Source organism: Aquirufa antheringensis, from assembly GCF_023921165.1.
Taxonomy (GTDB): Bacteria; Bacteroidota; Bacteroidia; order Cytophagales; family Spirosomataceae; genus Aquirufa; species Aquirufa antheringensis.
In genome coordinates this window covers 127919-150741 of the sequence record NZ_CP049835.1, presented here as the reverse complement: position 1 = coordinate 150741, position 22823 = coordinate 127919, and the positions used below count along the sequence as shown (strand labels likewise).

Sequence of the window (22823 nt, the reverse complement as noted above, 5' to 3'; positions counted from 1 at the left end):
GCAGTTTGTGCTGATGCTAGCTTTTGAATTTGAATGAAGTATCTCTACTCTCTACTCTATAATCTCTACTCTCGTATCTCCTAATGCGGCAATTGATCTCTAAACTTGCCATATACCCAAGTTCCCGCCGTTGCACTAAGAATAACGACTAGAATGACGATGGCACCTGAACCTACTTGTGCGAAAAGAGGACCTGGGCAAGCTCCAGTTAAAGCCCATCCTAGACCAAAAGTTAAGCCACCTATGATTTGGCCCTTATTAAACTTCTTGTCCGTAAAAGTAATTTCCTCTCCGTGAATGGTTTTAACCTTGAATTTCTTGATTAAAAATACTGAAATGGCTCCTACCACTACAGCCGTTCCAATCACCCCGTACATGTGGAAGCTTTGAAGGCGGAACATTTCTTGAATTCTGAACCAAGAGATGATTTCTGCTTTAATGAATACAATGCCAAAAATAACGCCAACTAAGCTATATTTTAAGTTATAGTACCAAGGGTGCTTTAATTCCGATTCATTTACACACATGGTGTCTAATGAACGTACTTCAAAATCAGCTGGATTTGTGTGTTGATTTGTCTTATTTTCCATGGGTATTATAAGTGTAAGATGAAGGGTAAAATGAAATTAGCCATAATAAAACCACCTATCATAAAGCAGATGGTAGCCACTAATGAGGGCCACTGTAAGTCAGATAGACCCATAATCGCATGTCCAGAAGTACATCCGCCTGCGTAACGCGCACCGAATCCAACTAGAAATCCGCCGCCTACCATCATAACTAGGCCACGAACAGTAAATAAGGATTCAAAAGAAAATAATTGGGCAGGTACCATGCCTGAGTAGTCTGTAATGCCATAGCTCGCTAATTCCTGTGCTAAATCTGGATGTACGATAACAGCCTCCCCAGATCCTAAGTATAGTGTTGAAATTATACCACCCACTAAGATTCCTCCCACAAAGAAGAAATTCCAGGTTTCTTTTCTCCAATCATACTTGAAAAAAGGGATGTTACTGGGTAAACATACGGCACAGGCGTGGCGTAGATTTGCGGAGATTCCAAAGTGCTTGTTACCTAAAATCAATAAGGCCGGAACGATAAGTCCGATAATAATTCCTGCCGTGTACCAAGGCCAGGGTTGGGTAATTGTTTCCATTGTAAGGGTATTTAATTGTTAGTAATCAGTAATAAATAAGAGTATAGATAGGAGAGCATAGAGTAGAGAGTGAACTAGTTAAATCTCTACTCTATACTCTTTAATCTCCTCTCTTCAATGTTCTAAATCCAGCCATCGTCCCCGTTACAAAATAAGCTAAAACGGCGAAATAAATAATGCTATTCAGGGGCTTACTGGTAATGGGGCAGGTGCCCGTAACACAACCAATTTCTTTCCAGTAGAAATATCCGGCAATTCCGCCCAAAAGTCCACCCAAGATCTGCCAACTCTTATTTTGAAAGAACTTCTTCATAATCAACGTCATCTGAATGAGTGGTTTTAGTGCGAGAGGTAGGTACACCACAACCTTGTGCGCCACAGCCTAGATTGAATAAGGCCATGCCTACAAGTACGGTGCCCATGATGCCAATCAGTACATCTGATGTACGAATAGCTTCAACAAGCGCATATCCACCTATAACTAGGCGGATAATGCGCATGAAACCCCAATTTTGTGTTAGGCTAGCTAGCATATTAGTTTTGGTAAATTAACATATCCTGTAATCCTCCGCCATTATATACTTCAGAAAGACCTGCTTGCTTTAACAAGTTCATCGCCATACCTGAACGATTACCGCTTCTGCAGTAAACGACAATGGGGCCGTTCATTGCTTTGAATTCATCTAATCGTAAGGGAATAATACCCAGAGGAATATTGATCGCGCCTTCATAGTGGCCACCAGCAAATTCACCTGTTTCTCTGACATCAACAACCGTAGTTGCTGGATTTGATAATAAATCTTCCATGATTATAAAAGGGTTGAAGGACATACATAATCAGACACTTGGAACTTACCTGACTCCTTGATCGCCTTGAAGCCACCATTAATATCAATTAAGTTATCGTATCCACGTGCTCTTAGGGTAGAGTTGAAAATCATCGAACGGTAACCACCTGCGCAGTGCACAAAGTAAGTCTTGTTTTTGTCGATTTTCAACATGCTATCATTGATGAAATCTAAGGGAGCATTTTCTACATCAATCACGTGCTCAGATAAATATTCTGAATTCTTACGAACGTCGATGATTTCACCTTCGCCTGCTTGTACACGTTTGAATGCTTCAGCTGGTTCGATAGATTCGATTTGGTCAAACTCCTTACCTGCAGCTTTCCAAGACGCAAATCCACCCTTTAGATAGCCAATCGTGAAGTCATAACCCACACGCGCTAAACGAGTAATTACTTCTTCCTCGCGTCCCTCATCAGTGACTAACAAGATTTCTTGTTTGATGTCTGGAATCATAGCACCTACCCATGGAGCAAAAGATCCATCGATACCGATGTTAATCGAGTTAGGTACGAATCCAGCTGCGAAAGTTTGAGGATCACGTGTATCTAAGATTAACGCGCTCGTTTCGTTAGCTGCCGCTTCAAATCCTTCTGGACTTAAGGCATGTTGGCCGCGCTCTAATACTTTGTCAATCGAATCATATCCTTGAATATTCATCAAAACGTTCAAAGGGAAATAAGCTGGAGGTGCAACTAATCCTGTTAAAACCTCTTTTTTGAATGCTTCTCTTGTTAAAGCTGGATTCAATGCATAGTTGGTCTTCTTTTGGTTGCCCAATGTATCCGTTGTCTCTTTGCTCATGTTTTTACCGCATGCAGAACCCGCACCGTGCGCAGGATAGACGATGATATCATCTGCTAAAGGCATGATTTTGTTACGTAATGAATCGAATAAATGACCCGCTAAGATATCTTCTGTTAAGTCAGCCTTCACTTTTTGTGCCAAATCTGGACGACCTACATCACCGATGAATAAGGTGTCACCAGAGAACAAACTAGTCTCCTTGCCATTTTCATCGATCAAAAGGAAACAAGTGGATTCCATCGTGTGACCAGGTGTGTGAATCACACGGATGGTCGCATTTCCTAATGGGAATTCTTGGCCATCTGTCGCCGTGATACATTCGAATTGACAAGCAGCGTTTGGACCGTAAACGATAGGAGCGCCTGTTTTGGCAGATAAGTCAATGTGACCAGAAACGAAGTCAGCATGGAAGTGAGTTTCGAATACATACTTGATTTTAGCTCCGTTACGCTCTGCTTTCTCGATGTAAGGTTGTACTTCACGAAGTGGATCGATAATCGCTGCTTCTCCGTTGTTCTCGATGTAATAAGCACCTTGTGCTAAACATCCAGTGTAAATTTGTTCTACTTTCATTTTCGTAATTATTATGCTGTGAATGTGTTTATTTATTTTAATGGGAAGGCTAATTGCTGGATCAGGATATAGATACCCATCACTAAAACAAACCATCCAAAACCTACTTTTAATTTATTTCCGTCTACTTTTTTACTAATGATATCGCCTAAGAAAATACCTACAATAGCAAGACCTGTAACGATTAACAATAAGTTCCAATCGATGACTTGGTGACCTAAATCTCCTGTAAATCCGATTAATGATTTAGCGGCGATGATCAATAGGGAAGTCCCTACTGCTTGTTTCATAGATAATTTAGAAAGCATGACTAAGGCTGGTATGATTAAGAATCCTCCGCCAGCACCTACTAAGCCGGTTAATGTACCTACTACAGCTCCTTCTAATAGGATCATTGGGTAGTTGAACACTTGCTCTTCTTCTACGTAAGTACCTAATTTTTCCTTTTCACACTGTTCGCATTTACCGCGAATCATGGAGATGGAAGCCGCTACCATTAGGATGGCAAATAAAACCATCATTAAAATGGATTTAGTTACCACGAAGTCTCCTAGTGTGAATACCTCTGAGGGGATCAGAGGAACAATGAATTTTCTAGTGGCATAAACGGCTGCGATGGATGGGATACCGAAAATGACAGCCGTTTTTACGTTGATTAAACCTTGCTTGTACTTAGGGAATGCGCCTACTAATGAACTAGCACCTACCACGAAAAGGGAATATGCGGTTGCTAAAATGGGGTCAACTCCGAAAAGGTAAACTAATACGGGTACTGTTAAAATGGAACCACCACCGCCGATTAAGCCCAGTGAAATTCCGATAAGTAGGGAGGCGAAATAACCTATAATTTCCATGCGTTTACTATTGTTTTTTGTTGATACAAATTTGGAGCCATTTTTAGAGCTAATTCGTGATTTTTATCACAAGCCTAAAAAAAGTTTTCATCAAAAGTGAAAGTTCAAAATCAGGTTATAATTGCTCATATTGACCTTATTGATGATGTATTTTTCATTTTCATAGGTATTACCACGATTTGCTTTATGAACATACAAAGCCTGAATTTCTAAACCTTCCAAGAAATCGGTGAATTCATAGGTGAGATCCAGATTCAATTGCGTGTAGCTAGGCAAGCCATATTTGTTCAACGCATAGTTCTTTACATCTGGTAGTTGAAAATAGCCATAGCTGAGGCTAGCCTTTAGAGGAGCTTTGGCAAAAGCATAATTGACTTTCCCCACATACGCATTTACATCGCCAAAACCTTCATTTCGTTCCCGAGGCATAAAAGTATAAAAAGGATCACGTCCCCATTCACGCGGCATTAAATAACGGCCTTCAGCGGTGATGCGTGTATAATTAAGGGAAGTTTTCCAATTTCCGGTCTCATAACCTACCTTCGTACTAATCACACGTGAATGTTGATCAGGTGAAAAATAGGTTTTAGTAGGGTCTTCGTTTCCACCCTCGTTAACCGCGTGTTGTTGTGTGTATTGGACTCCAGCTACCCAAGCACCCCGTTTCAAATCCCATTGCAACATACTCGTGTTGAATACATTATCCACATACACATTCCAAAGCTTAAGCGAGTTGCCTTGAGGCAATTGGTGTGTGTATCCTAGAAGATAGACCCCATTGGATTCAATATTCCCTTTGTAATTCCCTTTTGTCCCATTTACATTCGTGCCATTTGGGTAAATTCCAATAGATTCCCCTATACCATACCAATCCACCGTTCCGCGTGGAGAAATTTCATATAAGTATCCTCCCTCTAGTTTATTCTTTTTCCCTGGGAAAATCTCGCCAAACAATCCGCCTACCTCCGTAGGGCGCATTCTTCCATCTTGTAAATTGATAAATGGCGTATTAATGAGCTGTTTTCCTAAAGCAATATGAGATTTTTTAAAGTTGTATTTCAGGTATAATTCTTCTAATCGATCTAAGTCGTGCTTGTTGGCTAAATTTTCCAGGTCGAATAGGGATGTTTCATAACGACTGACCGTTTGAGTGTAAGGGTCAATGTGCGTCATGTCGGATGAACCTACATTGTAGATAAAATAACCACCTACTCCGAATTGAAATCCTCTAAAGGAAGCTGTTTCATAAAAAAGTCCACCACCCATTGCATTTGCATGGGCGTCGGTTAAATGATCTTGATTCTCTGTGGCCATGAAAAAGTAGCGTAGATTACCGTGTACTTTTCCATGTTTAAAAGCGAATAATAAGGAAGTAGAATCCTCCGCGACACTTTTTTTACCTTTCCAAAGATGTGGTGGCGTGTGTATTTCTTGATGCTGAGCTACCAATGTAGCTGAAAATAAGACTAAGAATAGGATGAATAAGGCGTTTTTTTGCATGCTTTTGTATTTAGGCCTGCAAATTGCCGCTAAAATGGGACTTAGTCCGTGATGAAAATCACAGTCCCCTTAAATCCACAATCTCAATCTGGTTTTTATTGATTTTAATGTAGCCTTTCTCGGCTAACTTCTTCATCAAGCGAGAAATGACTTCGCGTGAGGAGTTTAGCTCTTGAGCGATGTCTGTAAATGAAGCCTTTAAAATGTTTGTTTTTAGGCTTTTTTGGTGTTGTTTTAGGTACCAAAGTAAGCGCTCATCCAGATTTCTAAACGCGATTTGATCTAAGGTGTCCAATAATTCTTCAAAGCGAGAACGGTAGGTCTCTAACACAAATTGGTACCAAGACTTGTATTTAGCGGCCCATTCGTCCATTAATTCTACTGGAATGGCGATGACTTCGGTGTCTACGAGGGCTTTGGCCATAATCTGAGACGATAATTGCCTCGCCGCACAAGTCATGGAAATAGCGCAAGCCTCACCCGGATGCAGGTTGTACATAAAAACTTCGTTGCCCTCCTCATCTTCACGGAATACCTTAATGATGCCTTTTGTCACTAAGACAGCTGAACGAATGGATTGTCCTGTTTTCATCAAGTAATCATCCGTTTTGAATTTACGAACGACACCGGCTTGTTGAATCTTTTTACTTAATTCAGGCTCAAACTGATTGAATAATTCCATTTTAATACGAGATAACTGCTTGTTTTTCTAGACTTTCATAGGCGGCATCGATGACACGCATACTGGCGATTCCATCTTCTCCAGGTACTGCTGGTACCGCACCGTAACGCAAAGATTGGAAAACATTTTCATAGAATGCCATATACTCGCCTTTTTCAGAAGCAACGCGCTCTGGACTGTTTCCGTCCACGTGTAATAATCCGTATTCACTTGGAGCATCCACACCCCAATTTTCACCTATTGGAACATGGCCTTTGTCTAAATCAACTTCTTGACGATCGGAACGGGTTTTGATGAAACTGCCTTTCGTTCCGTGCAATTGGAAGGCTGGAATGGGTTCTTTGAAGTAATATCCACTTTTTAAGCGAACGCGCAAGGCTGGATAATACAAAAGTATCTCAAACAAGTCGATGACCTCTGTTCCAGGTCTTGTCTTGCGTAAATCCGCAAATACATGCGTTGGTTTACCAAATAAGTGCAAAGCTTGATCAATTAAATGGGGACCTAAATCGGTCACAATTCCAGCGCCGGGACCTGCATCTTCTTTATGTCGTTTAGGAGACATGAGTGGGTTGTAGCGATCAAAGTGAAACTCAGCTTCGACGATATCGCCTAATACACCTGATTCGTATACCTTTTTCAGCGTTAGGAAATCGGAATCCCAACGGCGGTTTTGGTAAACAAAAATCTTTTTATTCACTTCTTTCCCTAACGATACGAGTTTTTCTGCCTCAGCTGCGTTGCAAGTAAAGGCTTTCTCCACAACGATGTGCTTTCCGGCTTTCAAGGCAGCGGTAGCATATTCAAAATGGGAATAAATGGGAGTGTTAACGATGATTAACTCAATCGAAGGATCGGCTAAAACGGCTTCCATCGAATCGTAGGAGGATGTTCCAGGGTAGGCATTCTCGATATTTTTCTTGGAGCGCTCCCAAGATCCTTGTAAATTGAATCCAGGATGTAACTGAATAAATGGGGCGTGAAAAACGCGGCCAGACATTCCAAAAGACAGTAAAGCGGTTTCGATCGGTTTCATAGAAGTAAAAATAAACAATTCAGACCTTTAAACATAAACGATTTAACATGAAAAAAATACTCGCTTTAAGCCTACTAAGTTTAACTGCACTAGGGCAGTCGAAGCCGTTGGTTTCGCATATGTTCACAGCTGATCCTTCGGCCCACCTATTTCAGGGCCAAATTTACATTTACCCTTCACATGACATCGATGCCGGGGTAAAAGAAGATGATTTAGGAAGTCACTTTGCGATGAATGATTACCATGTGTTATCTCAAAAGACGCCCGCAAGTCCGGTGGTTGACCACGGTGTGGCTTTGAAGCTAGAAGATGTGGCTTGGGCATCCAAGATGCTTTGGGCTCCGGATGCTGCTGAATCGAAAGGAACCTACTATTTGTATTTCCCAGCGAAGGATAAGGAGGGTATTTTCCGTATTGGAGTAGCCTCTTCCTCTAAGCCAGAGGGCCCTTTTAAAGCAGAGAAAGAGTATATGAAAGGTTCGTTCAGTATCGATCCTTGTGTGTTTAAAGATAAAGACGGTACGTCTTATCTGTATTTTGGCGGAATCTGGGGAGGTCAATTACAACGCTGGAAGTCGGGTACTTATGGTGCTACAGATGAGTCGCAACCAGCCAATGGTCAGCCTGCTTTGATGGCCAAAGTAGCTCGTTTAGATGCGAATATGAAGCAGATGGCAGAAGCTCCGCGAAACGTACAGATTTTAGATGCAAACGGGAAAATATTATTATCTGAAGACCATGATCGCCGTTTCTTCGAAGCTGCTTTTGTACATCAATACCAAGGGAAATACTATTTCTCTTATTCTACTGGCGATACGCATAACATCGCTTATGCCACAGGAACTAGTCCTTATGGACCATTTACCTACCAAGGAGTTATCTTAAAGCCGGTGAAAGGCTGGACGAACCACCATTCGATCGTAGAACAAAGTGGCAAATGGTATTTATATTACCACGATGTGGAAATCTCAGGCAAGACCCACCTTAGAAATATCAAAGTGACTGAGTTGAAATACCGACCGGATGGCAGTATTGAGACGATAGATGCGTATAAATAAAAAGAAAGGCCGCTTCGAATAACGAGGCGGCCTTTTTTAGATGCCTATTTTAAGCTAGTATATTCTTAGCATACGCCACGCATTTTTTCACTTCTTCTACTGCCGTAGATCCTGCCGGAACTTCGTATTCTAGTTCAACTGTCGCAGGGAATTTATACTTATTTTTCTTCATTAACGTCAACAACTCTTTCAAAGGAGTGTCGCCATTGCCCCAAGCTAGGTTTCCAGCGCCATGTTCTTTCGATGTACGGTCTTTAATGTGCATGCTGGAGATGCGGTCATGTTTCGCTTCAATAAACGCAATCAAGGAAGCAGTCGTGTGAGGCGCTCCCACGGCGATGTAGTGACCTGCATCTAGGTTAATGGAATTGTATTTGTTTTGGGCCAAAGCCTCATCATACACGGTATCTTTCACCTGTGTATGGGTATGGTAGCCAAAATAGATCTTATGTTTCTCTCCCAAAGCCCCCAAACGTTGTGTCTGCGCAGCAGAGGGTAATTCTAAAGTAACCGATTTGGCACCTAACACTTTAGCAGCGCGTAAAGCTGACTCCACCTCGGCATCCGAGTTTTTCTCGCCAAAGGCATTCGGCTTGTAGGCATACACAGAGATACCCGCGTCATCAAGCATCTTGCGCACTTCCTTGAATTTATCCATGGAAACAGATTCGCGCCAAGCAGCCACCTCTTTTTGGTATTGTGCTAGTGCTGCCTTTTGTTCATCGGTTAAAGTAGGGCGGGGTTGACCAGGTGTCCAACGCATCGGTACCGGATTTGCCGGACGTCCTGCGTAATCTTCCACGGCATCTCCCATTAATTCAATGGCTGAAACGCCTGATTCTACGCAGTATTGGATGATTTGTTTGATGTCTCCCGGCATGCCGCGGAAAGAATACGTTATCGCGCCTATTTGAACGCCACCAAAAACAGAGTTTGGTTTCGCGAAACTAAAAGAGGAATTTGATGCCCACAAAAGGCCTAAAGAGGCGAGTGAGCCGGCCGCCAAAAACTGACGACGCGATGTGTTGTTGTTATTTTTCATAGGTAAGAATAGGTTTCTGAGTTCATTTTACGAATATATCCCGAAATTTATATCCTGCGGGTCAAATTTTGCGACGAAATCCCACCTATTTCCGTTGTGGGATCTTGATTTCGTTTTGGGGTTCAAATGAATTGACCACGGAAACTTGTTCGCCTTTTAACGTAATCGTCCAATGGTGCGGACTTTCATAATACAATAAGGTGATCTCCAGCGTCTCCGCATCAATCCATCGATACGATCCAGCGTAATCAAATGGGGCTTTTTTGGCTAAGTCAACTCTGGCAGCTCTCAACATGTAAGGGCCCACTAGGTTTGACTTTCCTGTAGCCCAAGAACCTTGAGCCAGTTTAAATTCGTGCTGTGTGGAATCTTTAGTTGTGATGGTTAACGTCCCTTTTGAATCGACCTTGAATTGGCGGAAATCCAGTGGGTTAGTTCCTAATAAATAGCTTTTCGTAGGCAAAGCCGCTTGTAGGCTAGAAACCGGTGCTTTAATTTGTCTGCTAGCATTAAATGCGGCTAGCGCTTTTAACCCGGAAGGATTAGAAGGAAGGGCTTTCGCTTGAAACGCTGGCAATAAGTTTTTCCAAACCTGGTTCAAATCATCAGGCAAATCTTGAGATTCTGACGTGATAATAAGCACAGCATCTTGCGCTGGCATCATCAAAATATACTGACCATAGGCTCCGTCGCCCCTAAATGCCCCGTTTCTAGAACGCCAAAACTGGTAGCCATAGCCCTGCAACCAATCCGCATATTGTCCATTAGCCTTTTTATCTTCGCTCGCATCTGGTTCTTGGTCGATGTGTTTGCTTGTGGCTTCTTCCACCCAGGCTGCTGGCAAGATTTGCTTTCCTTCGAATTTACCTTTGTTTAAATACAATAAACCGAGTTTGGCCATATCTTCTGTCTTCACTCGGATGCCCCAGCCGCCCACATTGATACCTTTTTGGTCAGCTTCCCAGTCGATACCGCTGATGTGTAATGGATCTAACAAGCGTGGTTTTAAATAGTCCAATGTGGTCATTCCCGTCACTTTTTGGATAATCGCAGACAACATATAGGTGGCTAATGTATTGTATAAAAATTTCGTGCCAGGTTTATGCGCGATAGGGTAGTTCAAAAATCCACGAACCCAATCGGGTGAAAAGACGATCACACTGCGTAGAGGCTCTTTTTCGTGACCAGCAGACATCGTTAAGAGGTCCTGAATGCGTAGGTTGGCTAAAAAGGGTTTGTCTTTCAGGTCTGCATGCTCTGGAAAAAAAGAAAGGACTTTATCTTGTACCGTCAGACGCTTTTCAGCCACGGCGAAGCCGATGGCGGTGGAGGTCCAGCTTTTGGAAACACTATACATCGTATGTTTTTTATCGGCTGCATAGGGCTTCCACCATGCCTCAGAAATCACTTTTCCGTGGCGAATCAGCATATAGGAGTGTAATTCGTGTTTGTCCGAGGAATAGCCCTCGATGAATTTGATGATAGCTTCGGAAGACACGCCTTCTGCTTCTGGCGTACTGTGTGGTAGAGATTGGGCAAGGATAGTAAAACTACACAGGAACAAGAGTCCGGAGAGGAATGAGGCTTTTTTCATCGAATAGGTTTATTTTTGTTAAAAATAGGAAATATTCTTGGATAATTGCCTCGCTAAAATTTCGGACGTTTCGGTCTCCCTTGGAGCTAAACCCGTCGTCTCATCGATCTCTTTTCAGATTTTATCTGGCCAAAAAACGGCCATCGTAGGACCGATGGGATCAGGGAAGACCTCTTTGGCAAAAGCCTTAGCCGGACGATTGTTTAGAACGGGCGAGGTCTTTTTTTCTTGTCGAAATCCAGATAAAAGAGCCTATGTGATGCTTGTAGAGCAACAGCACCAGTTTAAGAATCGCAGTAACCTCTCTGAATTTTATTTACAACAGCGTTTTAATTCTTCGGATTGCGAGGATGCCTATACGGTGGAGGAGGAATTAGCTGGATTCGAAATAGAGGATTGGGTTTCGATTTTTGAACTATCGGGACTTCTGAAACGCCCCTTAATTCAACTGTCCAATGGTGAGAACAAACGCCTGCAAATTGTTAAATCATTAGCTTACCAGCCAGATTGGTTGATTTTGGACAATCCCTATGTGGGTCTGGATGTAAATGGCCGGGAAATTCTCACCAAAGGATTAGTATCGCTTGACTCGAAAGGCATCCAATTCATACTCGTTTCTTCGCCAGGCGATGTGCCTGATTTCATTAATCAGGTGATTGAATTGCCATTGTCACAAGATACCCCCGCGAAACCTGAACCTTTACTGCGGCCATTAGACCCTTTCGAAACTGCTGTGAAAATGGAAAAGGTGCAGATCAAATACGGAACGAAAACGATCTTACGTGATTTCAGCTGGCAAGTTAATAGGGGAGAGCGCTGGGCGATTAAAGGTCCCAATGGGGCTGGGAAGTCGACTTTGATTAGTTTAATTACGGCAGATAATCCACAGGCTTATTCTCAGAATATCATCTTGTTTGACCGAAAGCGTGGATCAGGAGAAAGTATTTGGGACATTAAACGCAAAATTGGATATTTGAGTCCGGAGTTGCATTTGTATTTTAAGGAGGGCGGTTCTTGCTTTTCGGTGGTGGCCTCCGGTTTGTTTGATACACTTGGGTTGTTTAAGCGCTTAACCGAGGAGCAATCGGATCAAGTGAATCATTGGATGCAAGTAATGGGCATCGCTCATTTGAAAGAGAGATCATTCTTGAAGATTTCGGGTGGGGAGCAGCGTATGGTGTTGATTACGCGTGCTTTGGTCAAGAATCCTGAACTCTTGATACTCGACGAGCCATGTCAAGGACTAGACCGTGTTCAAACAGAGCACCTTAAGTCGGTGCTTGATTATTTAGCAGAAAAATCAGACATGACCTTATTATACGTCAGTCATTATGAGCGTGATATTCCGTCTTGTGTGAATCAGGTGTTGGAATTAAAACGGCTCTGAGATGGATTTGCTTGGATGTGAGAACCATTTAGGGCCATCTGCCGTCATATAAGCGCAATCTTCTAAACGTATCCCAAATTCCCCAGGAATCGCAATCGTCGGTTCAATGCTGAAGCACATGCCTATTTCAAGTGGCGCTTTATTTCCGCGCACCATATTTCCCCATTCGTGACCACTCATTCCAATGCCGTGACCGGTACGGTGTGGCAGTCCAGGTAATTTATAATCAGGGCCAAAGCCTGCGTCAATCAATACTTTACGCGCAGCAAAATCTACGTTTTCAGCCGGCGCTCCTAATTTAGCGGCCTCAAAACCCGCTTGCTGTGCCTTTTTCTCTAAATCCCAGATCTGTTTTTGCTTCGCGCTAGGCTCCCCAAAAACAACGGTCCTAGTTATATCTGATTCATATCCTCCCACGCTACATCCGCAATCTAACATCACCACATCGCCAGATTTCAAAATTTGTTTTCTCGAACTTCCATGTGGAAACGAAGTAGCCACCCCAAAAGTCACTGACGCAAAACCGTGCATCGCACCTTGCTCTGCGTGAGCTTGAGCGATCTTCTGGGAGATTTGACGAGGTGTACACCCGATCGATAAAGCTGCAATTCCGGCCTGAATCGCCTTTACTGTCGCATCGTTTGCTTTTTGCATTAAGGCAATTTCTGTAGCCGATTTAATGATTCGACACGGAATGGTAATCGGATCTGCGCTCACGAATTGAAAGCTAGCATCTGATTTGCGCAATCCATCGAAGATGAAGAAACGACAGAATTCATCCATACCTATTTGGCCCTTCTCAATTCCTATCCCTTTCAATACACATGTAGTCAATGCAAAAGGATTCTCATCTTCCTCCCAGATGGACACCTTAGTTCCTGCTGGAGCCATCTCTAGAAACCGATCTTCTTCAAAAGCCGGACAAATGAAGTTTATTTCACCTTTCACCGGAATGACCGCTAACATCGACCGTTCTGAAGGATGCCAGTTGATGCCCGTAAAATAATTCATATTTATCCCTGCATCTAAAATAATGGCCTGAATCTGCTTCTCAGCCATCAATTTTTGCGCCTTTGCCACGCGCATCTTACGTTCTTCCGCATTGATGGGTGTAAATTCGATAGGCGTTAAAGCCGGAATGGAGGATTTTAAAGAGAGGGTAGAAGCCAAGAGGCCCCCTTTAATGAAGTTTCTACGTTGCATAGCTAAATTTAAAATAAAACATTTACAATAGAAATTCTCCCGGGATGAATTAACTTTAAATTCAGAATTTACCTATGCGGCTACTTTTTATTCGTTTCTCGGCCATTGGCGACATCGTTTTAGCTTCTCCAGCCTTGCGTTGTGCGAAGCAGCAGATACCAGGCGTTGAGATTCATTTCTTGACAAAGAAGTCGATGAAAGCCGTTTCGGAGGCGAATCCTTACGTGGACCAGTTCCATTATTTTGACAAAGATCTTGCTTCCACCATCCAAGAATTAAAAGCCTACAAATTCGATTACATTATCGATTTGCACAAGAATCTGCGCAGTTTGCGGATTCGCTTAGCCTTAGGGGTTTCCTATTTATCGTACAATAAGCTAAGTGTAGAGAAGTTTTTATTGACCAAATTCCACGTGAATAATATGGCCGATCGCCACATTTCATTGCGTAGTGTGGATGCATTAGCACCTTTAGGGGTTGTCTATGATGGAAAAGGTTTGGATTATTTTGTGCCATCTGAAGTAAAGGAGCCCACTTTTTTCCCAGTAGGTTATGTCGCATTAGTCATTGGCGCTTCGTATGCCACGAAGAAATTGCCAATAGAATCATTACAGACGTTGTGTGCACAGATTCCTCATCTGATTGTATTAGTTGGAGGCAAGGAGGAGAAGGAAGATGGCGATGCATTGGCATTAGTGGACCCATCGCGAATTGTAAATACTTGTGGCACTTATTCCTTGCATGAATCTGCTTTGATGGTTGCCAAAGCCCGTGTCGTCATCTCGCACGACACCGGAATGTTGTACATTGCTTGTGCCTTTGAAAAGAATGTAATCGCTATCTGGGGTGCCACATCGCCAGCTTTGCAGGTGGAGCCTTTGATGCCGGTTGATTCAAAAGCGCAGGTTTTTCAATCCATTGTTCCAGATTTAAGTTGCCAGCCTTGTTCGAATTTCGGTACAAAGACCTGTCCTAAAGGACATTTTGCGTGTATGAAAAAACAGGATTTGCCGGAGATTGTAAGGCAGGTGGATAAAATGTGGTAATGCTACGTGTATTTCAATCGTTTCAACCGTCCCTGGTAACTTTGGTAATAGTTTTTCTGAGCACTTTCTTCTAGAAAGGAGCGTCGAATCAACATTTCAATCTCAGTCGAATTCGCCTGCATTTGTTCGAGAATTCGTTCTACCATTTTTTCAGGGATATTCGCCATTTTTCCCAAGTGTATAAACTGATTGATTAATTTTCCCTGGTATTGCGCCTTCGGATATAAGCCACCTAGTAAGGCAAAATCGCTATCTGCGATATGTAATTGAGAATTCAATAAATCATAGGCCGGGCTCAGAATGTAATCGCCATCCACTGTTTCTAGTAGGGAGAAATTCTTTAAATGGGCATCTCCATTCGAAAACAGGTAATTAAACAAGATGATTTTAAATAGTTTAGGGGCCTCGGTGGCATAGGCAGGCACATATTGCTGCATGATTTGGAACAATTCGAGGTAATTTCCTTCGTATTTGTAATTCGCCCCGTGTGTTTGTGGTGTTCTGTTTGCCAAAACTGCAAAGTCCTCTTTCCCTCGTTTCAGTCCAGCTTCATCTCGGTCAAATCGTTTCGTCAAATAGGCCATTTCCCCATTTTGGAAGAAAACAATCCCATTCTCTGCCGTATCTATTTGAAAAACCTGTTTAGCTATCTGCATCGTCAAATGCTCGTTTGCAGGCATCAGATGCTTGTTCTTTCCCAGAGTAGGAATTGGCTTTAGTAAATAATGACCACTTTCCCCCGGCTGTGCTAATCGAAGCTTATTCTTCTCTAGTAGGAGTGAAAACTTCTCCTGTACTCCAGAAATAGACATAATCGTTCTATTCTCAAAGAAAATACCAGAAACCTCGTCTGAACTCGCCGGTGAATCATAGGGCAGCACATGATGCACCTTGTGACTCGAGAATAGTCGCTGAATCGCAGATCGGCAGTAACTGGAATGACCTTTAGCTAGTGTACTTGGGCAGTAGGAAAGCAGTTGTATATTCACTTATCAGTCTATTTGTTCAATCGTTATCGCACCTATCGTATCGAATTGAGCGGTATGTAATAGTATGCCAAAATGATCCGACGGATCAATCTTCTTGAACTTGCAAACCGCCTGCTTATTGGCTCCCTCTGGTAACAAGTGAAAGAAAACTGGAAATAGGTGAGGGGACTTAAATTCCTTTTTTGACTTAAGCATGGTTAAGCTAATGGCCGGCTTTTTTTTATCTTCTATCCATGTCTCCAAATACTGAAAATGAAAACTGCCATTATTCAGTTGAGTCAAAATTCCTGCAGGTTCAGTCTTATACAATATCGTCGCTGTCCTCATTTTCTGTCTCTAATTTTTTGATAGTTAATTGCATTTCAAGTCCTAGTACATCGGCTAGTTTTTGAATCGTCTCCAAGGTAGGATTTCCTTTTCCGCTTTCAAATTGTTTGACCGTTCGCAGGCCTACTCCGGACAGTACAGCAAGGGTCTCTTGGTTCACTTGAAGCGTAATTCGTCGCTTTTTTAGTGTTTCTATGATGTATTGATGGTGCATTATATTGCTCTTTTGTTTGTAATTAATGATTACTGTAGGCTGATTTAGGCAGATTTGTGCAATATAGTGCACTTTTAGTTGCAATTGTGGATTTGTAAGAAAATAATCAGTTTACAGGGGAAATTATCAGAGGAGAGGGCAACAAAAAAGCCCGACATTGCTGTCGAGCTTCTCAGAAACCCCTATTAGGATTGAACGAAGTCAAGCATCAATAAGTATAAAATCCCTTACCCACTTTCTTACCCCATTCCCCTTTGTTGAACTTCTCTACGATGGTTGGAGATGGTTTATCATCTTCATTTCCTGATGCCTGGTATTTTTCCATTCCAACATGATAAGCTAAATCGATGCCTGTTAAGTCGAGTAACTGAAATGGGCCCATCGGATAGCCGAGACCTTTTATAACAGCCTGGTCAATATCTTCCACGGAGGCAATTCCCAAATCTAATAAATTCAGGGCTTCTTTACGGGTTGCTTGCAGCATACGGTTTACAACGAATCCGAAAGAGTTCAACGAAATCGTATTGAGTTATTTTTCAAGTAAATAAAAAAAGGGGCTATTAATTAAGCCCCTTTTTTATTTAATTCTTCGTTACTTTCAAGTCTTTAAAGTAGCCAATTGTCCCTACTTCTACCCACAAACCAATGCTTCCTCGCGTTGATTTGCCCAACATTTTGTTGACAATAAAATTTGGTGACTTTTGGTTGTTAATAAACAAAGTGACCTTCTCTCCTTGATATTCTAATCGGACATCTATCCATTCGTTTAATCCGATATCCGCATAGGTTTCATATAAGCCATTAGCTTCTTTTCGCAAGCGGCTGAAAGTATAACCAGGATAGGCAAAATACTGAACAGTATGGTTTCTGCGCAGTTGGTCATCAGCTCGACCATTACTTGGTCGCAAATAAATATTCTCAAATTGGGTATTCGCCTCATCGATGCGATAGGCCAAACCGATGAATCCTCTTGCTTGTGGGAACGGTGAATCTACTTGAATCTTACTTAACATCTTCACTTCGATGATACCATTTTCGATGTCAGTATTTGCCAACTTAACAAAGGTCGGTCCATCCACAGAGTTCTCAATATTATTGATATCAAAGGGAGATTTGACTAAGTCTCTAGTAACTTCTAAAACTTTTGCTCCGTCTAATTCAACTACTTTAGCAATTGAATTAATGGCGGAAAACGTTTGCTTTTCCCAAGTGAATTGCTGACCATACATGGGTGCGGCCAACAATATCATTACGGCTATAAAACCCTTATTTCTCATTTGATGATTTATAAAATAACCCCGCCCCATAAGAAGTTCCTAAAGTTCCAGGTTTTATTTGTAAATAATAACGACTTGTTTGGTCTTCCTCGATAGATAAACCGCCTGTTTTTTGAAGAACAAAATCAGAACCATACATCAATTTCTTTGGATCGGCTGGTGTACCAAAATCTTGTGGGCCTCCACCTTGATTCACTAATTGATTATAGCCAATAACCATAGAATTCTGAATCTGGAAAGCATTTTTTGCTTCTTTCTCTAATACCCACAAGACGTTGATTCCACTCATGACATTGTTATAAAATTTGAAGTCAGGTGTTGTTGACCAGGTCCAAACAGCTGCACCGTAACTATTCAAAATCAAATTATGATGCATGCTAGATTGTTCCGCAGGTGCATTCCACATCACTACAGCATCTTTTACCCCATAAAAGACACAATGATCGACTTCTAATTGTTTTCCATTGGATAATATGCCCAAGTGGTTAGGTAATGCGAATTGATTTCCTAGAAACTGGCATTGTGTAACGCGCAAATCACTCAAGTTTTTACCTTCCCATACGATTGGATAATTTCGAACGAGTACACCCGCTTTGGGTTTTTCATGCACAGGCTCACCTAATATACGAAGTCCTTGAATGGTAGCGTGACTGCTTTCGATTAAAATACCATAATTTGAACCGCCCGTGATTACTTTCTTATCATCACGTTCAAGTTTAAATGGCATTGTCGAAACAATTATGGGCATTTTATTAGGTTCCCAAGCTGAACTATCTGGTAAAATCTCCGCGCGAATTTCGAGGCGATCTTGTTTTGAAAATACCCATTGTGTGGGATTGAATGTAGCGGTTTCAGCAAGTCCATACGTACCTTCTGACAAGAAAACTTGTATACTTCCTTTGCCAGCTAATTTATTCACACGCTTAGCAGCCTCAAACAACGATTTTAATGGCGTCATTTGAGAACCAGCTGCGTCATCATTACCTGAATTTGCATTCACATAAATCATTTCCTTTTGCTGTGCTAGAACATGATAAGATGCCATCAAATAGCATAGTCCTAAAATCAATACTTTTTTCATATATAATTATTTTTTTCAAAACTACGGAATATTGGTATACATTTGTAACCAGAAATCAATTAGTAGTAACCTCTAAGTAACCAGTATATGCGTTTTATTGATAATCCATTCCAATGTCCCGTAACCCGAACTATGTCAATTATTGGTGGTAAATGGAAACCAATTATTTTGAATTGTATTGGGGATAAGACGATCCGTTTTGGTAAATTAAATCAATTGATGCCAGCCATTTCAAACAAGGTCCTTTCTAAAGAGTTGAAAGATTTAGAGTCACTAGGGTTAATTAATCGATTAGAATCAGATGAGCTGCCTCAAAGAGTTGAATATAATTTAACCGATGCTGGAATCAGTCTTATGCCGGTTTTAGTAGAAGTTGCAAATTGGGGAAATTCTCATTTTGCAAAGCAGATAGAGTCGAAATTATAGAAAAAAATCCAAAAATATTTCTCTGCCGTAATTGAGGCCCTTGATTTGTGCAAGAATATTACCCATAATAAAATCGGATACGGTGGAGTGGAGAATGGAGGAAGGGGAGATAAGTTTTTGGTACAAATCTGGTACAAATGAAAAAGCAGCTATAACTTTCGTTATAACTGCCTTATTTTCAGAGCCTCCTATCGGGATCGAACCAATGACCTACTGATTACAAATCAGTTGCTCTACCAGCTGAGCTAAGGAGGCGCATTTCGGTTTACAAAAGTAGTGTTATTCTCCTAAATCGCAAAACCGAGTGTGAAAAAAATTAACTTTTTTTCAGTTTTTCTAATTCTTTTTCAGCCGCTTCAATTTTCTTTTCTACCTCCGCACGCAGCTTATCGCTGTTTTTAGACTTCGCAAAGAATTCTAAGTTATTGGTTAACACGGCGATATCATTTTCCAAGGCTTGGATTTTCTTGCGCGCATCTTGAGAAGCCGATTTTTTCTCTTCTCCTCCTGTATTTGCTTCAGATGCCAAAGATTTTAATTCAAAACCCCAAGCAGCCAGCTGCTCTTTCGGTTGTGTGCGTGCTAAATCGATTAAAGCATTCCACGTTGTGCGGAAACTTTCTTGAATGGCTTTCACATTGTTACGAGGTACGAAACCGATAGCATCCCAAGCTGCTTTCTTTTCGCCTAAGGTAGCTAATAGGCTAGGATCCTTAAGCATAGCCTCCATCTCTTTCAATATCGCTTGCTTAGCTTCTAAATTAGCTTCGAACTCTACGTCTTTCGCATTCTTACCCTTTTCACGAGTTAAATTAAAGTAAGCATCACATGCTGCCTTAAATTTCGCGTAGATAGAATCCTTTTGTTTCTCCGGTACGTGACCGATCTCTTTCCACTTTTTCTGTGTTTCGATGACCATTTGGGTCACTTCAGGAGTGATGGTGCCTGTTTCTACGATACCGTTCACCTGGTCGATCAACAATTGCTTCGCGGCTAAGTTAGCCTTGCGCTCTGCGTCGATCTTCGAGAAGAATTCGCTCTTGTGTTTGAAGAAGGTTTTTAAGTCAGACCAAAAGTTGTGACTCACTTCTTTTCCTCCATCACGGGGTAATCCACCTTTCAAGTTATTCCATTGCTCTTGAAGTGCTAATACCGCTTTCGAAGCTTGGTTCCATTCGCTGATGTTCGCAGAAGTGAAGTTGGCATAATGCTTCATTAAGTCGCCGATCTCGCGTTTCACTTTGAGATTTTCTTCGAAAACTTGCTTTTGGGCATCGTTGATAGCTCTTTTTTGTTCGAAAAGTACATCCAAAGATTTCTTCACACGCGTCCAAAGTGACTCATTATCATCTCTGTTCGCTGGTCCGATGTGTTTGTATTCTTCAAACAGCTCTTCCGCCTCTTTTAATAATTTCTGTAAAGCTCCGCCTTTTGAAATTTCTGCTGCTAAAGCTTCTAGTTTAGTGGCGATACCTTCTTTGGCCTGTAAATTCTTCTTGCGATCTAATTCTAATAGTTCGAAGAAAATGCTTCTATTGCTGTAGAAACGGTCCACTAAGGCATGATAACTCTGCCAAAGCGTCTGATTCATCGGCCCCTGCACACTGCCTAAACCTTTCCACTCTTCTTGAATTTTCTTGAAGGCTTTAAAGCTCGCATTCACGTGCGCCGGATCAGAATTATCATCCGAATCCACTAATGTTCTTAATTCATTAATTAAACGCGTTTTTCCTTCGAGTGCCTTCTCTCTTAATTTCTCCAAATTAGAGAAGAATGCCCCTCTTTCCGTACGGATAAAGGCAGCGATAGCGTCGATTTGTTGCGAGATTTCATCCCCTTTGAACGAGAATCCTTCTTCAGAATCTTCGTTAGTAGACTTAAATGCAGCTAAAGCCTCAGCGCGTTCGCCTTGCTTAATAGCTTCCCAAGCCGTTCTCACTTCCTTGGTTAATTCGTCTACTTTTTTGAAGTTCGCCGATGAGGCGCTTGCTTGAAGAATGGCTTTCAATTGCTCGTAGAAGGCAAGAATGCTTTCTTTTGTTGCTTTTGAAAGGTCTAAAACCGGAAATTCAACGGCCTTTTCTTCCACTACAGGAAAAACTACTTCCGCCGGAGCTGCTGTTTCGACTATAGATTCTGTCGGTGTTTCTTCTGGAGTAGGAGTGGTTTCCAATTCTTCTGCTGGATTGCTCTCTTCGGTGATCATAATCGTCGTTGTTTGCGTTTTAACTTAAAAGTTTTTCAAAAATACGCTCCATCGATACAGCATAACCAATTTTCTCTTTTAGGTCTGCTATAGAAATGCGCTCTTGGGTCATCGTGTTGCGATCGCGAACGGTCACGGTGTTGTCTTCCATGGTTTGGTAATCTACCACCACACAATACGGTGTTCCAATTAAATCTTGACGGGTATAACGCTTGCCTATGGCGCCTCCATCGTCGTACGTGGTATTAAAGGCAAATTTAATGCTGTTAACAATCTCTTGTGCTTTCTCAGCTAAACCATCCTTCTTCACTAAAGGAAGAACGGCTACTTTCACCGGAGCTAAAGCAGGATGGAAATTCAAGAAAACACGTTGTTTTTCTTGCTCTCCTTCGCCCACCGTCTCTTCTGTATACGCATTACAAAGAATTGCTAAGAATAAACGATCAGCTCCTACAGACGTTTCAACGACATAAGGTATGTAATTTTCGTTTATTTCAGGGTCAAAATATTGTTGTTTTTTTCTCGATAAATCTTGGTGTGCTTTCAAATCGAAATCCGTTCTCGAGTGGATTCCTTCCATTTCTTTAAAGCCAAACGGGAATTTATACTCAATATCCACCGCCGCATTTGCGTAGTGCGCTAGTTTATCGTGATCATGAAATTTCAAGGAAGTAGCCGGAATTCCTAAGGCTAAGTGGAACTTCATACGTGTTTCTTTCCACTTCGCATACCATTCCATTTCCGTGCCAGGGCGAACGAAGAATTGCATCTCCATTTGTTCGAATTCCCGCATACGGAAGATGAAATTACGCGCAACGATCTCGTTACGGAAGGCTTTTCCGATTTGGGCAATGCCGAAAGGAACCTTCATACGGCCCGTCTTCTGTACGTTTAAGAAGTTCACAAAGATTCCCTGAGCCGTCTCTGGACGTAAATAAATTAAACTTGCATCCTCTGAAACCGCGCCTACTTGAGTCGAGAACATCAAATTGAATTGACGAACCTCGGTCCAATTAGCTGTGTTTGAAACCGGACACTTGATATTTTCATCGATAATGATCTGGCGAACTCCCTCTAAATCCCCTGCATCTAAGCATTTCGCCATCTTTTGTAATAAAGCCTTCGCCTCAGCCTCTTTTCCCTCGTCCTCTAATTGTGCTGCTCTTTCTTCTAATAAAGTATCAGCACGGTAACGTTTTTTAGAATCCTTGTTATCAATCATTGGATCGTTAAACGAATCCACGTGACCAGAAGCCTTCCAAGTCAATGGGTGCATAAAAATGGAGGCGTCAAGACCTACTACGTTGTCATTCAACATCGTCATCGCCTTATACCAAACCGTTTTTAAGTTATTCTTTAACTCGACACCGTTTTGACCGTAATCATATACCGCTTGCAAACCATCATAAATCTCCGAAGAAGGAAATACGAAACCATATTCTTTCGCGTGTGAAATAATATCCTTCAATGCCGAGGCGGTATCCTGTTTTTTATTTTCCATTAAATCAATTTTTTTC

At 41.8% G+C, this 22823-nt stretch carries 25 protein-coding genes and 1 tRNA gene; 4 read left to right on the top strand and 22 right to left on the bottom strand.

Annotated features, from left to right (window positions below; translation table 11 throughout):
• Positions 1 to 80: 80 nt before the first annotated feature.
• The 10 genes from G9X63_RS00680 to G9X63_RS00635 form a co-directional block, all read right to left on the bottom strand.
• The gene (locus G9X63_RS00680) at positions 81 to 527 is read right to left on the bottom strand and encodes a DUF6691 family protein (RefSeq protein WP_236633223.1); all 447 of its coding nucleotides are present in this window, start codon (positions 525 to 527) and stop codon (positions 81 to 83) included.
• A 68-nt stretch (positions 528 to 595) separates the two neighbouring features.
• Positions 596 to 1156, bottom strand: a complete 561-nt coding sequence (locus tag G9X63_RS00675; RefSeq protein ID WP_130923122.1) for a YeeE/YedE family protein — start codon at positions 1154 to 1156, stop codon at positions 596 to 598.
• Positions 1157 to 1256: 100 nt separating this feature from the next.
• Entirely contained in the window at positions 1257 to 1469 is a 213-nt protein-coding gene (locus tag G9X63_RS00670) for a hypothetical protein (RefSeq protein ID WP_252623298.1), read from the bottom strand.
• Positions 1447 to 1656 carry a hypothetical protein gene (locus tag G9X63_RS00665; RefSeq protein ID WP_252623295.1) on the bottom strand — a complete coding sequence of 70 codons (210 nt, stop codon included), beginning with the start codon at positions 1654 to 1656 and terminating at the stop codon, positions 1447 to 1449. The genes G9X63_RS00670 and G9X63_RS00665 overlap by 23 nt, the downstream gene beginning before the upstream one ends.
• 34 nt (positions 1657 to 1690) lie before the next feature.
• Positions 1691 to 1963: a rhodanese-like domain-containing protein gene (locus G9X63_RS00660; RefSeq protein WP_252623293.1), complete on the bottom strand. Its 273-nt coding sequence runs from the start codon at positions 1961 to 1963 to the stop codon at positions 1691 to 1693.
• A gap of 2 nt (positions 1964 to 1965) precedes the next feature.
• Positions 1966 to 3384 carry an MBL fold metallo-hydrolase gene (locus tag G9X63_RS00655; RefSeq protein WP_130897020.1) on the bottom strand — a complete coding sequence of 473 codons (1419 nt, stop codon included), beginning with the start codon at positions 3382 to 3384 and terminating at the stop codon, positions 1966 to 1968.
• A 32-nt stretch (positions 3385 to 3416) separates the two neighbouring features.
• On the bottom strand, positions 3417 to 4238 hold the full coding sequence (locus tag G9X63_RS00650; RefSeq protein ID WP_130897021.1) for a sulfite exporter TauE/SafE family protein: 822 nt from the start codon (positions 4236 to 4238) through the stop codon (positions 3417 to 3419).
• A 90-nt stretch (positions 4239 to 4328) separates the two neighbouring features.
• The gene (locus tag G9X63_RS00645) at positions 4329 to 5738 is read right to left on the bottom strand and encodes a hypothetical protein (protein WP_252623291.1); all 1410 of its coding nucleotides are present in this window, start codon (positions 5736 to 5738) and stop codon (positions 4329 to 4331) included.
• 58 nt (positions 5739 to 5796) lie between these two features.
• Complete coding sequence (locus G9X63_RS00640; RefSeq protein ID WP_130897023.1) at positions 5797 to 6420, bottom strand: Crp/Fnr family transcriptional regulator; 624 nt, start codon at positions 6418 to 6420, stop codon at positions 5797 to 5799.
• Between the two features lies 1 nt (position 6421).
• Positions 6422 to 7456: a Gfo/Idh/MocA family oxidoreductase gene (locus G9X63_RS00635; protein ID WP_252623289.1), complete on the bottom strand. Its 1035-nt coding sequence runs from the start codon at positions 7454 to 7456 to the stop codon at positions 6422 to 6424.
• A 47-nt stretch (positions 7457 to 7503) separates the two neighbouring features.
• On the opposite strand from G9X63_RS00635, the gene G9X63_RS00630 reads away from it, so the two are divergent.
• Positions 7504 to 8514 (top strand): glycoside hydrolase family 43 protein, encoded by a 1011-nt coding sequence (locus tag G9X63_RS00630; RefSeq protein ID WP_252623287.1) that lies wholly within the window; start codon positions 7504 to 7506, stop codon positions 8512 to 8514.
• A gap of 49 nt (positions 8515 to 8563) precedes the next feature.
• Here the strand turns inward: G9X63_RS00630 and G9X63_RS00625 are convergent, their stop codons facing one another.
• On the bottom strand, positions 8564 to 9556 hold the full coding sequence (locus G9X63_RS00625) for a sugar phosphate isomerase/epimerase family protein (protein WP_252623285.1): 993 nt from the start codon (positions 9554 to 9556) through the stop codon (positions 8564 to 8566).
• Positions 9557 to 9641: 85 nt separating this feature from the next.
• Positions 9642 to 11150 carry a serine hydrolase domain-containing protein gene (locus tag G9X63_RS00620; RefSeq protein ID WP_252623283.1) on the bottom strand — a complete coding sequence of 503 codons (1509 nt, stop codon included), beginning with the start codon at positions 11148 to 11150 and terminating at the stop codon, positions 9642 to 9644.
• A gap of 37 nt (positions 11151 to 11187) precedes the next feature.
• On the opposite strand from G9X63_RS00620, the gene G9X63_RS00615 reads away from it, so the two are divergent.
• A complete protein-coding gene (locus G9X63_RS00615) occupies positions 11188 to 12537 on the top strand; it encodes an ATP-binding cassette domain-containing protein (RefSeq protein ID WP_252623282.1) in 1350 nt (449 codons plus the stop codon).
• Here G9X63_RS00615 and G9X63_RS00610 read toward each other — a convergent pair.
• Positions 12523 to 13740 (bottom strand): M24 family metallopeptidase, encoded by a 1218-nt coding sequence (locus G9X63_RS00610; protein WP_252623279.1) that lies wholly within the window; start codon positions 13738 to 13740, stop codon positions 12523 to 12525. The two genes, G9X63_RS00615 and G9X63_RS00610, sit on opposite strands and share 15 nt — an antisense overlap.
• Before the next feature lie 74 nt (positions 13741 to 13814).
• Between G9X63_RS00610 and G9X63_RS00605 the strand changes: the two genes are divergently transcribed.
• Complete coding sequence (locus G9X63_RS00605) at positions 13815 to 14786, top strand: glycosyltransferase family 9 protein (protein ID WP_252623276.1); 972 nt, start codon at positions 13815 to 13817, stop codon at positions 14784 to 14786.
• 2 nt (positions 14787 to 14788) lie between these two features.
• On the opposite strand, the gene G9X63_RS00600 is transcribed toward G9X63_RS00605, so the two are convergent.
• The 6 genes from G9X63_RS00600 to G9X63_RS00575 all read right to left on the bottom strand — a co-directional run bounded on the left by G9X63_RS00600 (position 14789) and on the right by G9X63_RS00575 (position 18674).
• Positions 14789 to 15775: a type II toxin-antitoxin system HipA family toxin gene (locus tag G9X63_RS00600; protein WP_252623273.1), complete on the bottom strand. Its 987-nt coding sequence runs from the start codon at positions 15773 to 15775 to the stop codon at positions 14789 to 14791.
• A 3-nt stretch (positions 15776 to 15778) separates the two neighbouring features.
• Positions 15779 to 16102 (bottom strand): HipA N-terminal domain-containing protein, encoded by a 324-nt coding sequence (locus tag G9X63_RS00595; RefSeq protein WP_252623270.1) that lies wholly within the window; start codon positions 16100 to 16102, stop codon positions 15779 to 15781.
• Positions 16077 to 16316: a helix-turn-helix domain-containing protein gene (locus G9X63_RS00590; protein WP_252623267.1), complete on the bottom strand. Its 240-nt coding sequence runs from the start codon at positions 16314 to 16316 to the stop codon at positions 16077 to 16079. Before G9X63_RS00590 ends, G9X63_RS00595 begins: the two co-directional genes overlap by 26 nt.
• A gap of 208 nt (positions 16317 to 16524) precedes the next feature.
• The gene (locus G9X63_RS00585; RefSeq protein ID WP_262707938.1) at positions 16525 to 16830 is read right to left on the bottom strand and encodes a 3-hydroxyacyl-CoA dehydrogenase family protein; all 306 of its coding nucleotides are present in this window, start codon (positions 16828 to 16830) and stop codon (positions 16525 to 16527) included.
• Positions 16831 to 16897: 67 nt separating this feature from the next.
• Positions 16898 to 17566, bottom strand: coding sequence for a LamG domain-containing protein (locus G9X63_RS00580; RefSeq protein ID WP_130923139.1), 669 nt, complete (start codon positions 17564 to 17566; stop codon positions 16898 to 16900).
• Between the two features lie 16 nt (positions 17567 to 17582).
• Positions 17583 to 18674: a right-handed parallel beta-helix repeat-containing protein gene (locus G9X63_RS00575; RefSeq protein WP_130923140.1), complete on the bottom strand. Its 1092-nt coding sequence runs from the start codon at positions 18672 to 18674 to the stop codon at positions 17583 to 17585.
• Between the two features lie 132 nt (positions 18675 to 18806).
• Between G9X63_RS00575 and G9X63_RS00570 the strand changes: the two genes are divergently transcribed.
• Entirely contained in the window at positions 18807 to 19100 is a 294-nt protein-coding gene (locus G9X63_RS00570) for a winged helix-turn-helix transcriptional regulator (RefSeq protein ID WP_161566421.1), read from the top strand.
• A gap of 182 nt (positions 19101 to 19282) precedes the next feature.
• On the opposite strand, the gene G9X63_RS00565 is transcribed toward G9X63_RS00570, so the two are convergent.
• From G9X63_RS00565 to G9X63_RS00555, 3 genes are all read right to left on the bottom strand, one after another.
• Positions 19283 to 19355 (bottom strand) — tRNA-Thr (locus tag G9X63_RS00565).
• 61 nt (positions 19356 to 19416) lie between these two features.
• A complete protein-coding gene (locus G9X63_RS00560; RefSeq protein WP_252623264.1) occupies positions 19417 to 21306 on the bottom strand; it encodes a DUF349 domain-containing protein in 1890 nt (629 codons plus the stop codon).
• Between the two features lie 19 nt (positions 21307 to 21325).
• Positions 21326 to 22807 (bottom strand): glycine--tRNA ligase, encoded by a 1482-nt coding sequence (locus G9X63_RS00555; protein ID WP_252623262.1) that lies wholly within the window; start codon positions 22805 to 22807, stop codon positions 21326 to 21328.
• Positions 22808 to 22823 lie beyond the last annotated feature (16 nt).